The sequence below is a fragment of the Achromobacter sp. 1011791174 genome (assembly GCF_059760925.1).
On record NZ_JCBANH010000001.1, the window covers coordinates 151,389 to 167,370 of the forward strand.

The window sequence follows — 15,982 nt, forward strand, 5'->3', positions numbered from 1 at the left end:
GAAGCACATGGACAAGGAAGGACTGCTGCAAGGCAAGCTGGCGCTGGTGACCGGCGCCGGGCAGGGCAACGGCCGCGCCCTGGCGCTGGGGCTGGCCGCCGCCGGCGCGCGCGTGATGGCGGCGGACCTGCGCGCGGACAGCGCGCGCGACACCGCCGACGCCATCATCGCCGCGGGCGGACAGGCCTGGAGCCTGGCGCTGGACGTGACCGACGCCCAAGCCTGCGCGGCCGCCGCCGCCGACGTGCAGCGGCATGCCGGACCGATCGACGTGCTGGTCAACAACGCCGGCATCCTGATCCGCGAAGGCCTGGACAGCCCGCGCGCGGCCGAGAACTGGCGCCGCGTGCTGGACGTGAACCTGAACGGCAGCTTCAACATGATCCACGCCTTCCTGGGCGCGCTGCGCGCCACGCGCGGCGTGATCATCAACGTGGGTTCGATCGCCTCGTTCGCGGGCGTGGGCGCGGCGCTGGGCTATTCGCCGTCCAAGGGCGGCGTGAAGATGCTGACGCAGTCGCTGGCGCGCGACCTGGCCGCCGACGGCATCCGCGTGAACGCTATCGCGCCGGGCGTGATCGAGACGCCGATGACCGCGTCCACGCGCGAGGATCCGGCCAAGCTGGCCAGCTTCATGCAACGCATTCCGCTGGGCCGCGTGGGACAGCCCGACGACCTGGTCGGCCCCGTGGTCTTCCTGGCTTCGTCCATGGCGCGCTATGTGACCGGCGTGTCGCTGCCGGTGGACGGCGGCTTCCTGGCGGTCTAGCGACAGGCCCGGCCACGCCGGGCCGCAATTCTTCATCGACACGCAGCACCTTCCATAAAAAACACAGGAGACAACGATGAACACCAAGGGGATCCTCTCCCGTCTTTCCAGAACGGCGGCTTGCATCGCGCTGGCCGCGGGCGCGCAGCAGGCGCTGGCCCAGGACATCAAGATCGGCTTCAACGGCGACCTGTCTGCCTCGCCCTCGGCACAGAGCGGCCAGGCCGCGGTGCTGGGCCTGAAGACCGCCATCGAGGACATCAACGCCGCCGGCGGCCTGCTGGGCCGCAAGGTGGTGCTGGTGGTGCGCGACGACCTGTCGCAGCCGCCAAAGTCGATCCAGAACATGACGGACCTGATCGACAATGAAAAAGTCGTGGCCGTGTTCGGCCCGACCAATTCGGGCAACGCGCTGGCCTGGAAGCACATTCCCAACCAGAAGAAGGTGCCGGTGATGGGCGCCATCGGTTCGGGCACCGACATCACCAAGCCCATGCGCGCCGGCGCCGACAACTACATGTTCCGCGTCGGCATGGTCGACCGCGAACAGGTCGAGGGCGTGATCGGCTACCTGAAGCGCAATCCCAAGGTCAAGAACGTGGGCTTCATGATCGAGACCACCGGCTACGGCCAGAGCGCGCTCAAGGACCTGGAGGAAGTGGGCGCGGCGCAGGGCGTGAAGGCCGTGGCGGTGGAGAAGTTCGGCGTGGCCGACACCGACATGACCTCGCAGCTGAACAAGCTGAAATCGGCCGGCGTGGATACCGTGGTGATCTGGGCGCAGAGCACGCCCATCGCCCACGTGTTCCGCAGCATGGAGAAGATCAACTGGTTCCCGCTGACGCTGACGTCCTGGGCCGCCGACAACATCGCGTTCTACGACACGGCCGGCAAGACGCTGTCGGAAAAGCCGTTCTTCCTGCGCACCATCACCGACAACCGTTCGCCGGCGCAGCAGAAGCTGTACGACCGCGTCTCGGGCCAGATGACCTCGCCCACCGCCTTCGGCTTCCTGGCGCATGCCTATGACGGCATGCATCTGATGGCCATGGCGGTCAAGCAGGCCGGCTCCACCGATGGCGACAAGCTGCGCCAGGCGCTGGAAAACCTGCAAGGCACGTATGACGGCGCCATGAAGACCTACACCAAGCCGTTCTCGCCGACGGGGCACGACGCGCTGCTGGTGGGCGACTACAAGTGGGCGCATTGGCAGGATGGCAAGCTGGTTCCGTACGCGGACGACGTGACGCGCGCCGGCGCCAAGTAAGCGCGGGGCCGGGAAAGAAGAGGGGGCCATCATGATGGCGACGTTGTTGCAGGCGCTCGTCAGCGGGCTCGCCGTGGGAGGCGCGTATGCGCTGGTGGCGCTGGGATTCAGCATCACCTTCACCACGACGCGCACGCTGAATTTCGGGCATGGGGAGTTCGTGTCCGTGGGCGCGTTCGTCGGCGTGGGGGCCCTGTTCCTGCTGGCCGGCAAGCCGGCCACCACGGCCGCCTTCACGGGGCTGGACCTGACCGGCTGGCAGTATCTGCTGGCCGCCGTCGCGGCGGCGCTGGCGATGGGGCTGCTGGGCGTGCTGCTGTATGTGTTCGGCGTGCGGCCCTTCGCCGCGCGGCCGGGCATGGCCTGGGTCATGAGCACGCTGGGCTTCGGCATCCTGCTGCAAAGCGCGGCTTTCGCCGTGTGGGGGCCGGCGCCCGTGACGGTGCCGGCGCCGTTCGGCGACGAGGTGATCCGCGTGTTCGGCGCGGGCGTGCGCACGCAGGAGCTGCTGCTGCTGGCCGTGGCCGTCATCGTGATGCTGGCGTTCGACCGCATCATGAACGGCAGCATGCTGGGCCGCGCGATGCGCGCCGTCGCCGCCAATCCGGCGGTGGCCAACCTGATGGGCATCAACGTCAACGCGGTGATGATCGGCGCCTTCTTCGCCAGCTCGGCGCTGGCGGGCCTGGCCGGCTTCCTGGTGGCGCCGATCACCTCGGCCTCGATCTTCATGGGGCTGGCGATCGGCCTGAAGGGCTTTTCCGGCGCCATGATCGGCGGCCTGACCAATCCGCGCGGCTGCGTGCTGGGCGGCTTCGTGCTGGGCCTGCTGGAATCCTATGTGAACCTGTGGCAGTCGCAGTGGCGCGAAGTGGCGATCTTCGCGCTGGTGATCCTGGTGCTGGCCGTGCGTCCCACGGGCCTCTTCGGCAAGCGCCTGGTGGAGAAGGTATGACGCGGCGCGGACAAACCCTGGCCACCCTGGCGGTGGCGGCGGCGCTGGCCGCCTGCGCGGCGCTGGTGGACAACGACTACTACCTGCGCATCCTGTTCATGTCCTGCGTGTACTACCTGTGCGCGGCCGGCGTGAACGTGCTGGTGGGCTATGCCGGGCAGAAGTCGCTGGGGCAGGCGGGCCTGTTCGCCGCCGGCGCCTACACCGCGGCGCTGTTGACCTCGCGCTGGCAGGTGGATCCCTGGCTGGCGCTGGCGGCCGCGCCCGTGGTCGCGGGCGTGTTCGGCGTGCTGATCGCGCTGCCGTCGTTGCGGGTCAAGGGCCCCTACCTGGCGATGGTGACGCTGGCCTTCGGCATCGTGATGGAAAAGATCATCACCGAATGGGTGGACGTGTTCGGCGGCCCGTCGGGCCTGTTCGGCATCCTGCCGCCGACCTGGAACGGCAATCCGCTCAGCAACCAGCAATGGGTGTGGTTCGCGCTGATCCTGTGCGTGGCGACGCAGCTGCTGCTGGCCAACGTGCTGCAAGGGCGCTTCGGCCGCGCGCTGCTGTCGGTGCAGGCCGACGAGATCGCCTCGTCGTCGGTGGGCGTGCGGGTCTATCGCGCCAAGGTGATCGCCTTCGTGGTGGCGGCCGTGACCTGCGGCATCGCCGGCGCGCTGGTGGCGCAGCAGAACCAGTACATCAACTCCGATTTCATCAGCTTCAACCTGTCCATCTTCATCCTGCTGCTGGTGCTGTTCGGCGGCGCGGGTTCGAAGGCCGGGCCGGCGGTCGGCGCCATCGTGCTGACCGTGGTGGACGCGCTGCTGGCGCGCTGGCCATCCGTGCAGCACTTCTTCTACGGCGCGCTGCTGCTGTTCGCGTTGTACGTGATGCCGGGCGGGGTGATGGGCCTGTTCGCGCGCCGTCCGCGCCGCGTCGACGAGGCGGACGCGAAGCCGGGCGTCGCGCCGCCGCCCGCCGCGACGGCGCCGCCAGGCGCCGCCAAGCCCTGTGCGCCCGCGCGGGAAGACCTGCTGCTGGTGGTGGAGAACCTGTGCAAATCCTATGGCGGCGTGAAGCCGGCGCAGGACATCTCGTTCTGCCTGCGGCGCGGCCATGTGCATGCGCTGATCGGCCCCAATGGCGCCGGCAAGAGCACGCTGATCAATATGTTGAGCGGCGTGGTTCTGCCCGACAGCGGCGTGATCCGCTATCGCGGCGCCGACATCGCCGGCGCGCGGCCGCACGCGATCTGCGCGCTGGGCGTGGGCCGCAGTTTCCAGAACCTGCGCCTGTTCGGCGAGCTGTCGGTGCTGGACAATGTGCTGCTGGGCCGCCACAGCCGCATGACGAACGGTTTCTGGGTCTCGCTGCTGGGCCTGCCCGGCGCGCGCGAGCAGGAACGGCTGGCGCGGGTGCGCGCCCGTGAACTGATCGCCATGGTGGGCCTGTCGCATCTGGCCGACACGCCGGCCGGCAGCCTGCCCTACGGCCTGCAGCGGCGCGTGGAGCTGGCGCGCGCGCTGGCGACCGAGCCCTCGCTGCTGCTGCTGGACGAACCCGCCGCCGGCCTGAATCCGCAGGAGACCGCCGAGCTGGGCGCCTTGCTGGCGCGCATCAGCGCGTCCTGCGGCATCACGCTGCTGATGGTCGAGCATCACATGGACCTGGTGATGGCGATCTCCGATCATGTGATCGTGCTGGACTACGGCGTCAAGATCGCGGAAGGCAAGCCCGCCGAGGTGCAGGCCGACAAGCGGGTCATCGAAGCTTATCTCGGCGCCGGCATGGCCTGAGGCGGGAACGAAATGCTGAAACTTGAATCCCTGCGCGTGTCCTATGGCGCGATCCAGGCCGTGCGCGATGTGTCGCTTGAGATCCGCACGGGCGAGATCGTCACCATCATCGGCGCCAACGGCGCCGGCAAGAGCACGCTGCTCAAGGCCGTGGCCGGGCTGGAACCGGCGCAGGACGGTCGTATCACCTTCATGGACCGCGATATCACGCAGCTGCCGGCGCACCAGCGCGTCGGGCTGGGCCTGGCGTTGTCGCCGGAAGGGCGCGGCGTGTTCGCCGACCAGACCGTCTACGACAATCTGCTGCTGGGCGGCTATGCGCGGCGCAAGGATCGCGACGCCATCGCGGCCGGCGTGGAGCGGGGCTATGCGCTGTTCCCGCGACTGCGCGAACGGCGCGACCAGCTGGCCGGCACGCTGTCCGGCGGCGAGCAGCAGATGCTGGCGATGGCGCGGGCGCTGATGTGCGGGCCGCGCCTGCTGTGCCTGGACGAGCCCTCGCTGGGGCTGGCGCCGCTGATCGTGCAGGACATCTTCGCGGCCATCCGGCAGTTGCGCGACGACGGACTGACGATCGTGCTGGTGGAGCAGATGGCGAACCAGGCGCTGGGCGTGGCCGACCGCGCCTATGTGCTGGAGACCGGCCGCGTCACGCTCAGCGGGACCGGCGCGCAGCTGCTGTCCGACCCGAAGGTGCGCGCGGCCTACCTGGGATCGCATTGAGCCCGTCGGGCCGCCGCGCTACCATGTCGGCGGCGCCGCGCGGGCGGCGCGCTTCATCCGCAACCCACCCTACGCGCAGGCCGACGCCGTGACGTCCCCAACCCTCGATGCGGGCCATGACCGCGCCGGCTTCATCTATCTGCAACTGATGTTCGTCATGGCCACGTGGGGCCTGAACATCGTCGCGGTCAAGTACCTGACGCAGTACATGGACGCGCGCATCCTGGCGGCCGTGCGCATCGTCATCGCGCTGCTTGTCGTCACGCTCATCATCAAGGCGCGCGGCGGCCGCATTCCGAAGCTGACGCGCGCGCAGCTGGGCTGGCTGGCGCTGGCGGGATTCCTGGTGGTGTACGCGCACCAGGCGGCGCTGGTGGCGGGGCTGGGCCTGACCTCGGCCGCCAACGGCACGCTCATCATGGCCACCAGCCCCTTGCTGTCGGCGGTGCTGGCCGCGGTGTTCTATCGCGAGCGGCTGACGCCGGCGCGCGTGTGCGGCGCGCTGCTGGGCCTGGCCGGCGTGGCGCTGGTGGTGCTGGGCAGCGGCAAGGCGCTGGGCGCGGCCGGCTGGGGCGACGCCATGGTCTTCCTGGCGGTGGTGGTGTTCGTGTGCGGCGGGCTGGTGATCCAGCGCATGTCGCGCAGCATGGCGCCGCTGGCGATGCTCTGGTACATGTACCTGGCCGGCGGGCTGATGCTGGCCGCGCACGCGGGTACGGCGCCATCCACCTACCGGGCCGAGTCCTGGAGCATGGCCTGGTGGCCGTGGCTGGTGCTGATGTTCTCCGCCGTGGTGGCCTCGGGCATCAGCAACATCCTGTGGAACGGCGGCATCGCGCGGCGGGGCATCAGCCGCGCCTCGCTGTTCCTGAACTGGCTGCCGATCTTCGGCCTGCTGTTCGCGGCGCTGTTCCTGGGAGAGAAGGTGGGCGCCACGCACGCGGCCGGGCTGGCCTGCGTGCTGGGCGGCACCTGGCTGGGATTGCGGCGCGGCGCCAGCCCGGCGGGCGCCGCCGGCGAGCCGGGCAAGGCCCGGCCCTGAGCGCGGCTCAGCGCGGACGCGAGAGCAGGCGCGCGGCCTCGATGGCGAAGTAGGTCAGGATGCCGTCGGCGCCGGCGCGCTTGAACGACAGCAGCGCTTCCATCATGACCTTGTCGTGGTCCAGCCAGCCATTGGCGGCGGCGGCCTTGATCATCGCGTACTCGCCGCTGACCTGGTAGGCGAAGGTCGGCACGCGGAAGGCGTCCTTGACGCGGCGCAGCACGTCCAGGTACGGCATGCCGGGCTTGACCATGACCATGTCGGCGCCTTCCTGCAGGTCGGACGCCACTTCGCGCAGCGCCTCGTCCAGGTTGGCCGGATCCATCTGGTAGGCCATCTTGTTGGACTTGCCCAGGTTGGTGGCCGAACCCACGGCGTCGCGGAACGGGCCGTAGAACGCGCTGGCGTACTTGGCCGAGTAGGCCATGATCTGCGTGTGGATGTAGCCGTTCGCTTCCAGCGCGCGGCGCACCGCGCCGATGCGGCCGTCCATCATGTCGCTGGGCGCGACCATGTCCACGCCGGCCGCGGCCTGCGTCAGCGCCTGCTTGACCAGGATCTCGACGGTGGGCTCGTTGACCACGTAGCCGTTGGCGTCGATCACGCCGTCCTGGCCGTGGCTGGTGTACGGGTCCAGCGCCACATCGCACAGCACGCCGAGTTCGGGGTAGCGTTCCTTCAGCGCGCGCACCACGCGCGGGATCAGGCCGTCGGGATTGGTGGCCTCGATGCCGTCGGGCGTCTTGAGCGCGGGATCGATGGCGGGGAACAGGGCCAGCACCGGGATGCCCAGCGCCACGCATTCCTCGGCCACCGGAAGCAGCGTGTCCAGCGAGTAGCGCACCACGCCCGGCAGCGAGGGCACGGCCTGCTGCAGGCCTTTGCCTTCGGCCACGAAGACCGGGTAGATCAGATCGTTGACCGTCAGCGCGTTCTCGCGCACCAGGCGGCGGGTGAAGTCGTCGCGGCGCAGGCGACGGGGACGGGAAACCGGGAACTCAGGGGCGATGATCTGCGGGTTCATGGTACGACCTTGGGGGAAATCCAATTCTCGATGTGGGAGGCGGCCTCTTCCAGGCCGATGCGCTCGGTGGCCGAGAAGGGGATGGTGTGCAGCGCGCCGATGTCCGCGAGATCCTTGCGGACCGCGAAGATGGTGCGCATGCGCTGGCCATACGGCAGTTTGTCGGCCTTGGTCAGCAGCGCCAGCACCGGGCGTCCGGTGGGGGCGATGAAATTGGCGAGGCGGCGGTCCAGCTCGGTGACGCCGCGGCGGATGTCGATCAGCAGCACGATGCCGGCCAGCGATTCCCGGTCGCGCAGATAACCGCCCAGGATGTCGGCCCACTTCTCCTTTTCGTTGCGGGCCACCGACGCGTAGCCGTAGCCGGGCAGGTCGACCAGGAAGCCGATGTGGCCTTCGGGGTCCAGCGGATCGGGCAGGCCGAACATGTTGATCAGCCGCGTGCGGCCCGGCGTCTTGCTGGAGAAGGCCAGCCGGCGCTGGTTGCACAGCACGTTGATCGCCGTGGATTTACCGGCGTTGGAACGGCCGACGAAGCAGACTTCCGGCGCGCTGGCGGCCGGCAGCTGGTCGAGGCGGGCCGCGGAAGTGAGGAAGGAGGCGCGATGGAGGAGGGACACGACAGGGCTTTTGGGTGCGGTTGGTTTCAGCCCCTATTGTATAATCCGGCGTTTGCAACAGTGGTCCCGTGCGCGGAGCCGTCTTTTTTGCCCACTGCCAGCAGCGGTTTTCGGCAGGCAAAACTGGCAGAACAGGTTCGTTACGGCTTTCCAGGGTGTGCGGGCAGGCGTGGGCGCCATTTGCGCCTTGATCGTGCGATTGTCGCGAGGTCTTCATGAAGCGTGTGCTGTCCCGGATGTTGGTTGCGAGCGGGCTGTTGCTCGGCGCCTCCGCCTTATCTACCGCCAGTTTCGCCGCCGAGGGCGCGGCCGGTCCGGCCAAACCCGATGCTGCCAAGGGTGGCCAGCTGTTCGACCAGGGAGACGCCTCGCGCGGCATCATCGCCTGTGCCTCCTGTCACGGCGCGGCGGGCAACAGCACCATCCCGGTGAATCCCAACCTGGCCGCGCAACCCCACGAATACCTCGTCAAGCAGTTGACCGACTTCCAGGTCAAGCAGGGCGCCAAGCTGCCCGTGCGCAATGGCGCCGGCGGCAATCCGACCCCCATGACCGCCATGGCGCAGAACCTGACGCCGGCCGACATGCAGAACATCGCGCTGTACCTGGCGCAGCAGCCGCTCAAGCAGCCCGCCACGGCCGGCCAGGAGAAGCTGGTTGATCTGGGTCAAAAGATCTGGCGCGGCGGTTTGCCCGAACGCAACGTGCCGGCCTGCGCGGCATGCCATTCTGCCAATGGCGCCGGACTTCCCGGCCAGTACCCCCGTCTGTCGGGTCAGTTCCCGATGTACATCGAAGAGCAGCTCAAGCTGTTCCGCAGCGGCGACCGCGCGAATGACGTCATGCACGCCATCGCCGATCGCATGTCGGACGCCGACATCAAGGCCGTGGCCGACTACGCCGCGGGCCTGCGCTAGCGGACCATCCTGCGCGCGGCTCGTCCGCGTCGTCAACACGGGCGCGAGGAACCAGATCGCCTCGCGCCAGTCTATGAGGGGGGCAGCCGACAGCGCGGTCCCCCTTTTTTCATGAATTCGACCCGTACCCATACCCGTCCCTCCCTGCGCAGCCTGCCCGGCGACTTTTTCGAGTTGCTCGGCTCGATGCGCTTTGCCGTCAGCCTGCTGATGTTCATCTGCGTGGCCAGCGTGGTGGGGACGGTGTTGCAGCAGAACCGCTCGTCCAGCAACTACATCGACCAGTTCGGTCCGTTCTGGTACGAGGTGTTCGACAAGTTCTCGATCTGGCATGTCTACAACAGCTGGTGGTTCCTGCTGATCATGGCTTTCCTGGTGGTGTCGACCACCGTCTGCCTGATCCGCAACGCGCCCAAGATGCTGCGCGACGCGCGCTCGTTCCGCGAGCACGTCCGCGCCAGCAGCCTGCGCGCGTTCCCGCACCGCGTCGAAAGCCAGGAACCCACCGACGTGCCGAGCACGGTGACGGGCCTGAAGACGCTCCTGGGACGCTTCGGCTACGCGGTGCGCGAGCGCCGGGACGGCGACGGCGTGCTGCTGGCGGCCAAGAAGGGCAGTGCCAACCGCCTGGGGTATGTGTTCGCTCACGCGGCCATGGTCATCATCTGCATCGGCGGGCTGCTCGACAGCGAATTGCCGGTGCGGCTGCAGGTCATGTTCGGCGGCAAGAAGCCCATCGTCGAGAACATGCTGATCTCCGAGGTGCCCGAGAGCGGCCGGCTGTCGGTCAACAACCCGAGCTTCCGCGCCAGCGTGCTGGTGCCCGAGGACGGCCAGGCCTCCACCGCCGTGGTCATGGTGGGCGACGGCGCGCTGGTGCAGCCCATGCCGTTCACGCTCAAGCTCAAGAAATTCGTCGTCGATTATTACTCCACCGGCATGCCCAGCCGCTTCGCCAGCGAAGTGGTGGTCACCGATCCCGACACCGGCAAGAGCTTCGAGTCCACCATCGAGGTCAATGAGCCGCTGCGCTTCAAGGGCATGACGGTCTACCAGTCCAGCTTCGATGATGGCGGCAGCACGGTGGCGCTCAAGGGCTATCCGCTGGTGGGCGCGGGCGACGCGACCTTTACCGTGGACGGCACCGTGGGCAAGACCACCGAAGTGTCGGCCCAGACCGCGCGCGGTCCGCGCAGCATGGGCGTGGAGATCACCGCGCTGCGCCCGATCAACGTCGAGGACCTGACGCGCGGCGACCCCAAGGGCGGCAACCAGAGCTTCGCCGAGCACGTGGCCTCGGTGGCCGGCAGCGCCGCTGGCAAGAAGAACGAGAACCTGCGCAACGTCGGCCCCAGCGTCGAGTACAAGCTGATCGACGACGCCGGTCAGGCGCACGAATTCCAGAACTACATGCTGCCGGTCGAGCTGGACGGCGCCACGGTGTTCCTGGCCGGTGTGCGCAACAACGCGTCCGAGTCCTTCCGCTACCTGCGCATCCCGGCGGATGACGACAGCTCGGTCGCCGAATTCATGCGCCTGCGCGCCACGCTGGCCGATCCGGCGGCGCGCCAGGAAGCCGCGCGTCGCTTCGCCGAGCGCAACAGCCCGTCAGGCGCCGACCGCCAGCCGCTGCAGACGGCTGCCGAGCGCGCGCTGGAAACCTTCGCCGGCGGCGGCCTGCAGGCCGTGGCCGCGTTTCTGCAAGCCAACACGCCGCCCGCCGACCTGGAGCGCGCCGCCGACGTGGTGATTCGCCTGATCGGCGCCAGCATGAATGAGCTGCGCGCCATCGAGCGCGAGCGCGCCGGCCTGCCGCCGGTGGCGACCTCGGGTCCGGACGGCGAGCGCGCGGCGGTCTGGTCGCGGCTGGCCGTGGCGGCGCTGTCGGACCTGACGGTGTATCCGGCCCCGGTTTTCCTGTCGCTGGCGGACTTCAAGCATGTCCAGGCCAGCGTGTTCCAGGTCAGCCGCACGCCGGGCAAGCGCGCCGTCTATCTGGGCAGCCTGCTGCTGGTGCTGGGCGTGTTCGCGATGTTCTATATTCGTGACCGCCGCATCTGGATCTGGGTCAAGCCGCAGGATGGCGGCAGCGGCATCCTGGCCGCCATGACATCGCAGAAGCGTACACTCGACTTCAACCAGGAGTTCGAGCGGTTCAAAGCGGCGCTGCTGCGCCAGAAAAGGTCCTGAGGGTTCCATGTCCACGACGACCACCACCACGCATTCCTCCTCGCCTGAAACGCTGTGGCAGGACGGGCTGTCCGAAACCGGCGACAGCCGCGCCCAGCGCGGCCGGCCCGACTGGACCGACCTCGTGTTCTTCCTGTTGCTGTCGGCCGGCGCGGGCTATGCGCTCATGCGCCATGGCGGCGCCATGGACTACTACGAGAAGATCATCCTGTGCGGCACCGTGCCGGCGCTGGCCTGGCTGGGCTGGCTGTGGCGTCCGCTGCGCGGCTTGATGGTGGCCTGTGCCATCGCGGCCGGCGTGGCGCTGATGCTCTACGGCAACGACCTGGCGCGCGCCGAGCAGGTGTTCTTTCTGAAGTACCTGTTCTCGTCGCAATCCGCCATCCTTTGGATGAGCGCGCTGTTCGCGCTGGCCATGGTCTGCTACTGGATCGGCTTCTTCAGCCCCACGGCCGCCTGGCTGGGCACGGCGCTGACCTGGGGCGCGGTGTTCGCCGGCACCACCGGCATGCTGGTGCGCTGGCGCGAAGGCCACCTGATGGGCCCGGACCTGGGCCACATCCCGGTCAGCAACCTGTATGAAGTGTTCGTGCTGTTCGCGCTGATCACGGCCCTGTTCTACCTGTACTACGAACGCAAGTACGCCACCCGCGCGCTGGGCGGCTTCGTGCTGCTGGTGGTGACCTCGGCGGTGGTGTTCCTGCTGTGGTACTCGTTCACGCGCGACGCCGGGCAGATCCAGCCGCTGGTGCCGGCGCTCAAGAGCTGGTGGATGAAGCTGCACGTGCCGGCCAACTTCATCGGCTACGGCACCTTCTCGCTGGCGGCCATGGTGGGCTTCGCCTACCTGGTCAAGCAGCACGGCCAGACCTCGTCCTGGCTCAAACTGGCGCCGCTGTTCGTGCTGGGCGTGCTGCTGTGCGCCGAACCCATGGTGTTCCGCTCGGAAGGCCTGTCGGCCACCTGGATGCTGTATTTCGGCATCGGCGCGGTGATCGTCGGCGCTATCCTGCTGGGCCGGCGCCGCATCGCCGCCGCGCTGCCGTCGCTGGAGGTGCTGGACGACATCATGTATCGCGCCATCGCCATCGGCTTCGCCTTCTTCACGGTCGCCACCATCCTGGGCGCGCTGTGGGCGGCCGACGCCTGGGGCGCCTATTGGCAGTGGGATCCCAAGGAAACCTGGGCGCTGATCGTCTGGCTCAATTACGCGGCCTGGCTGCACATGCGCCTGATCAAGGGTCTGCGCGGCACCATGGCGGCGTACTGGGCGCTGACCGGCCTGCTGATCACCGGCTTCGCCTTCCTGGGCGTGAACATGTACCTGTCGGGCCTGCATTCCTACGGCCAGCTCTGATCGGCCGGGATTGCGCCCAGCAAAAAGCCCCCATGCGGGGGCTTTTTGTTGTCTGCCGCGCCTGGCTGCCCAGGCGCATGCCGTCCTGGCGCGTCAGGGCAGCGCAGGGGCGGGCGGGATGATCGGCTGCTGCTGTTTCTGCTGCTTGGCGGTCGACGGCGGCTTGCCATCGGGCGTCGGCATGTATAAAGGACCCTTGTAACCGCAGGCCGCGACCAGGCCGGTCGCCACGAGCGTGGCTACAATGCGAAGAGCCATGCGGCTATATGCCAATTGGGACACTGGGAACTCCGTAATTCTTGCAGGCTCGATTATGACCGAAACCGAATTTCTTGCGTTGATCGACCAGGTGCTGAACAGCATCGAAAGCCAGGCCGATGACTGGGCGGCTTCGCTCGATGTCGATGTCGAGACCAGCCGCAGCGGCAATGTGCTGACGATGGTGTTCGAAGACAACACCCACGTGGTGGTGAACAGCCAGGCCGCCATGCAGGAGCTGTGGGTCGCGGCGCGCAGCGGCGGGTTCCATTATCGCTTCGACGGCCAGCACTGGAATGACACGCGGGGCGGTCCGCAGCTGCCGGATGCGCTGTCGCAGATCTGTTCGGCCGCCGCCGGCGTGCCGGTGACGATCCGCCTGTAGCCGTTCCTGCGAGGCATCGCGCCGTCCGCCGCGCGGGCTTCTCTCGAAGCCGCCGCCCGACCGGACGCGAACACCCGTCGGGCGGCGGCCCGGCCATGAAAAAGCCGGCTCTGTCAGAGCCGGCTTTTTTCACATTCAGAACGGTATCTTCTGCGACCAGGGGGCGTTGCCCTGGGCGCCGACGCCCGGCGCCACCTTGATGCTGTTGTCCTCGCCGCCGCCGCCCAGGCCGTTGAGGAACTCGCCCAGCGTGTCGGCTTGCGGCAGGCCCAGGCGGGCCACCGCCTGTCCCGGCGGGAATTCCGAGAAATAGTATTCGCCGTTCTCGACGATGATGCCGTCCGGGCGGGGGCGCGGCTTTTCCTCGGGCACGCCCTTGAGCGCGGTCTGCATGTAGTCCACCCAGATCGGCATGGCGACGCCGCCGCCGGTCTCGCGCGAGCCCAGCGACTTGGGCTGGTCGAAGCCCAGCCACGAGGTCGCCACCAGCGAGGGCGTGTAGCCCGAGAACCAGGCGTCCACCGATTCGTTGGTGGTGCCGGTCTTGCCGGCGATGTCGTTGCGCTTGAGCAGCACGCGCGCGCGGGCGGCGGTGCCGTAGGTGGCCACGCCGCGCAGGATGTCGTCCATGATCCAGGCGGTGCGCGGATCGATGGCGCGGGCCGCCGCGTCGCCGGCCACGACCGGCTTGGACTGCATGATGACCTTGCCGTTACTGTCGGTCACGCGGTCGATCAGGTAGGGCGTGATGCGGTAGCCGCCGTTGGCGAACACCGCGTAGGCGCCGGCCACCTGCAGCGGCGTGACCGAGCCCGCGCCCAGCGCCAGCGGCAGCACCGCCGGCTGGCGGGCCTTGTCGAAGCCGAAGCGGGTCAGGTAGTCCTGGCCGTACTGCGGGCCGATGGCCTGCAGGATGCGGATCGACACCATATTCTTGGACTTGTACAGGCCCTGGCGCAGCGTCAGCATGGGCTCGTACTGGTTGCCGTAGTTCTTGGGCGTCCAGGCCTTGGAGCCGGTCTGGGCCGCCGACAGCTCGAACGGCAGGTCGGAGATCTGCGTGGCCGGCGTCAGGCCGCGTTCCAGCGAGGCGGCGTAGATGAAGGGCTTGATGTTCGAGCCCGGCTGGCGCCAGGCCTGGGTCACGCGGTTGAAGTTGCCGCGATAGAAGTCGAAGCCGCCCACCATGGCGCGGATGGCGCCGTCCTGCGGCGACAGGGCGACGAAGGCCGCCTGCACGGCCGGCAGGTTGATGATTTCCCAGTTGTCGCCGAACTTGCGGATGTAGACCACCGAGCCGCGCTTGATGCGCTGTTCGGGCTTGGCCTTGTCATTCAGCGCGCGCGCCACCACGCCCAACACCTTCTTGTCGGTGATGGTGATGATCTCGCGCGAGCTGCGCGCCAGCTTCACTTCGGTGGGGCTGGCCGACAGCACCAGCGCGGTCAGCAGGTCGCCGCTGTCGCTGAACTTGTCGAACACGCCATCCAGGAAGTCATCCAGCGCCTGCGGGTTGCTCTCGGTGCCGGCGGGCAGGTCGAGCTGCTCTTCCGGACCGGGGTAGGGCGCGCGGCGGGTGTATTCCAGCACGCCCTCGCGCACGGCGCGGTAGGCGGCTTCCTGGTCCTTGGACTGGACCGTGGTGTAGATGTTCAGGCCGCGCGAATAGACGTTGTCCTGGTACACGTTGAACAGCAGCTGGCGCGCCAGCTCGGCCACGTATTCGCCGTGGATGGCGTAGCCGCCGGCGGGCGTCCCTTCGGCCGACTTCATCACGATGGGCTGGGCCATCGCCTGCTTGTACTCGGCCTCGGTCAGGTAGCCCAGCGACTGCATGCGGCCCAGCACGTAGCGCTGGCGCAGCTCGGCGCGGGGGCGGTTGGCGATCGGGTTGAAGCGCGACGGGGCCTTGGGGATGCCGGCCAGCATGGCGGCCTCGGCCGGCGTGATGTCCGACAGCTGCTTGCCGAAATAGGTGCGCGACGCGGCCGCGAAGCCGTAGGCGCGGTGGCCCAGGTAGATCTGGTTCATGTACAGCTCAAGGATCTGGTCCTTGGTGAGCTGGGACTCGATCTTGAATGTGAGCAGCAGCTCGTAGAACTTGCGCGAGTAGGTCTTTTCCGACGACAGGTAGAAGTTGCGCGCCACCTGCATGGTGATCGTGCTGGCGCCCTGCGTCTTGGACATGTTGACGAGGTTGGTCAGACCGGCGCGCACCACGCCGACCCAGTCGATGCCGCCGTGCTGGTAGAAGCGGTCGTCCTCGGCCGCCAGCACCGCGGACTTCATCACGTCCGGGATTTCGTTGAAGCGCAGCACGTTGCGGCGCTCTTCGCCGAACTCGCCGATCAGCACCCGGTCCGCCGTGTAGACGCGCAGCGGCACACGAGGGCGGTAATCCGTCATGGCGTTCAGGTCGGGCAGGTTGGGCCAGGCCAGCGCCAGCGCCATGCCGGCCAGCAGCACGCCGCACAGGAACAGGCCCGCGCAGAAAATGCCCGCCTTGACGAAAAATCGCAGGAACGGCGAACCGCCTTTGGCGGGCTTGTCTTTCTTGGAGGAATTCTGGGGCTTGCTCATCGCGGCGATTTTACGGGTATCTCAGGTCCCGCCTGGGAGCGGGAAGCCGGTTTCTGTAACAATATCGTTCAGTGTGGCGCGCGGGCAACTGGCGGCAATGTGATAATTGCC

The 15,982-nt window shown here is 68.1% G+C and carries 14 protein-coding genes; 10 read left to right on the forward strand and 4 right to left on the reverse strand.

Annotated elements, in window-relative coordinates:
* Positions 1-7: 7 nt before the first annotated feature.
* The 6 genes from AC6LJ5_RS00750 (at position 8) to AC6LJ5_RS00775 (ending at position 6,540) form a co-directional block, all read left to right on the forward strand.
* A complete protein-coding gene (locus AC6LJ5_RS00750; protein ID WP_392411009.1) occupies positions 8-769 on the forward strand; it encodes an SDR family NAD(P)-dependent oxidoreductase in 762 nt (253 codons plus the stop codon).
* A 76-nt stretch (positions 770-845) separates the two neighbouring features.
* Positions 846-2,036, forward strand: coding sequence for an ABC transporter substrate-binding protein (locus tag AC6LJ5_RS00755; protein WP_103271710.1), 1,191 nt, complete (start codon positions 846-848; stop codon positions 2,034-2,036).
* A gap of 31 nt (positions 2,037-2,067) precedes the next feature.
* Positions 2,068-2,991, forward strand: a complete 924-nt coding sequence (locus tag AC6LJ5_RS00760) for a branched-chain amino acid ABC transporter permease (protein WP_392411010.1) — start codon at positions 2,068-2,070, stop codon at positions 2,989-2,991.
* Entirely contained in the window at positions 2,988-4,775 is a 1,788-nt protein-coding gene (locus AC6LJ5_RS00765; RefSeq protein ID WP_498139568.1) for a branched-chain amino acid ABC transporter ATP-binding protein/permease, read from the forward strand. Before AC6LJ5_RS00760 ends, AC6LJ5_RS00765 begins: the two co-directional genes overlap by 4 nt.
* 12 nt (positions 4,776-4,787) lie before the next feature.
* A complete protein-coding gene (locus tag AC6LJ5_RS00770; protein WP_392411012.1) occupies positions 4,788-5,498 on the forward strand; it encodes an ABC transporter ATP-binding protein in 711 nt (236 codons plus the stop codon).
* Positions 5,499-5,586: 88 nt separating this feature from the next.
* Entirely contained in the window at positions 5,587-6,540 is a 954-nt protein-coding gene (locus tag AC6LJ5_RS00775) for a DMT family transporter (RefSeq protein ID WP_498139569.1), read from the forward strand.
* Between the two features lie 7 nt (positions 6,541-6,547).
* Here AC6LJ5_RS00775 and hemB read toward each other — a convergent pair whose 3' ends face one another.
* Both hemB and yihA read right to left on the reverse strand, forming a co-directional pair.
* Positions 6,548-7,564: a porphobilinogen synthase gene (gene hemB / locus AC6LJ5_RS00780; protein ID WP_103271706.1), complete on the reverse strand. Its 1,017-nt coding sequence runs from the start codon at positions 7,562-7,564 to the stop codon at positions 6,548-6,550.
* Positions 7,561-8,184: a ribosome biogenesis GTP-binding protein YihA/YsxC gene (gene yihA / locus AC6LJ5_RS00785; protein WP_103271705.1), complete on the reverse strand. Its 624-nt coding sequence runs from the start codon at positions 8,182-8,184 to the stop codon at positions 7,561-7,563. Before yihA ends, hemB begins: the two co-directional genes overlap by 4 nt.
* Before the next feature lie 215 nt (positions 8,185-8,399).
* Between yihA and AC6LJ5_RS00790 the strand changes: the two genes are divergently transcribed.
* The 3 genes from AC6LJ5_RS00790 to ccsB all read left to right on the forward strand — a co-directional run bounded on the left by AC6LJ5_RS00790 (position 8,400) and on the right by ccsB (position 12,648).
* A complete protein-coding gene (locus tag AC6LJ5_RS00790; protein ID WP_103271704.1) occupies positions 8,400-9,101 on the forward strand; it encodes a c-type cytochrome in 702 nt (233 codons plus the stop codon).
* 111 nt (positions 9,102-9,212) lie between these two features.
* Positions 9,213-11,291 carry a cytochrome c biogenesis protein ResB gene (locus tag AC6LJ5_RS00795; protein ID WP_498139570.1) on the forward strand — a complete coding sequence of 693 codons (2,079 nt, stop codon included), beginning with the start codon at positions 9,213-9,215 and terminating at the stop codon, positions 11,289-11,291.
* Between the two features lie 7 nt (positions 11,292-11,298).
* Positions 11,299-12,648, forward strand: coding sequence for a c-type cytochrome biogenesis protein CcsB (gene ccsB, locus AC6LJ5_RS00800; RefSeq protein ID WP_103271703.1), 1,350 nt, complete (start codon positions 11,299-11,301; stop codon positions 12,646-12,648).
* Positions 12,649-12,741: 93 nt separating this feature from the next.
* Here ccsB and lptM read toward each other — a convergent pair whose 3' ends face one another.
* Complete coding sequence (gene lptM, locus AC6LJ5_RS00805) at positions 12,742-12,906, reverse strand: LPS translocon maturation chaperone LptM (RefSeq protein ID WP_233772643.1); 165 nt, start codon at positions 12,904-12,906, stop codon at positions 12,742-12,744.
* A 55-nt stretch (positions 12,907-12,961) separates the two neighbouring features.
* On the opposite strand from lptM, the gene cyaY reads away from it, so the two are divergent.
* Positions 12,962-13,291, forward strand: coding sequence for an iron donor protein CyaY (gene cyaY, locus AC6LJ5_RS00810; RefSeq protein WP_103271701.1), 330 nt, complete (start codon positions 12,962-12,964; stop codon positions 13,289-13,291).
* A gap of 135 nt (positions 13,292-13,426) precedes the next feature.
* Here the strand turns inward: cyaY and AC6LJ5_RS00815 are convergent, their stop codons facing one another.
* The gene (locus AC6LJ5_RS00815; protein WP_103271700.1) at positions 13,427-15,871 is read right to left on the reverse strand and encodes a penicillin-binding protein 1A; all 2,445 of its coding nucleotides are present in this window, start codon (positions 15,869-15,871) and stop codon (positions 13,427-13,429) included.
* Positions 15,872-15,982 lie beyond the last annotated feature (111 nt).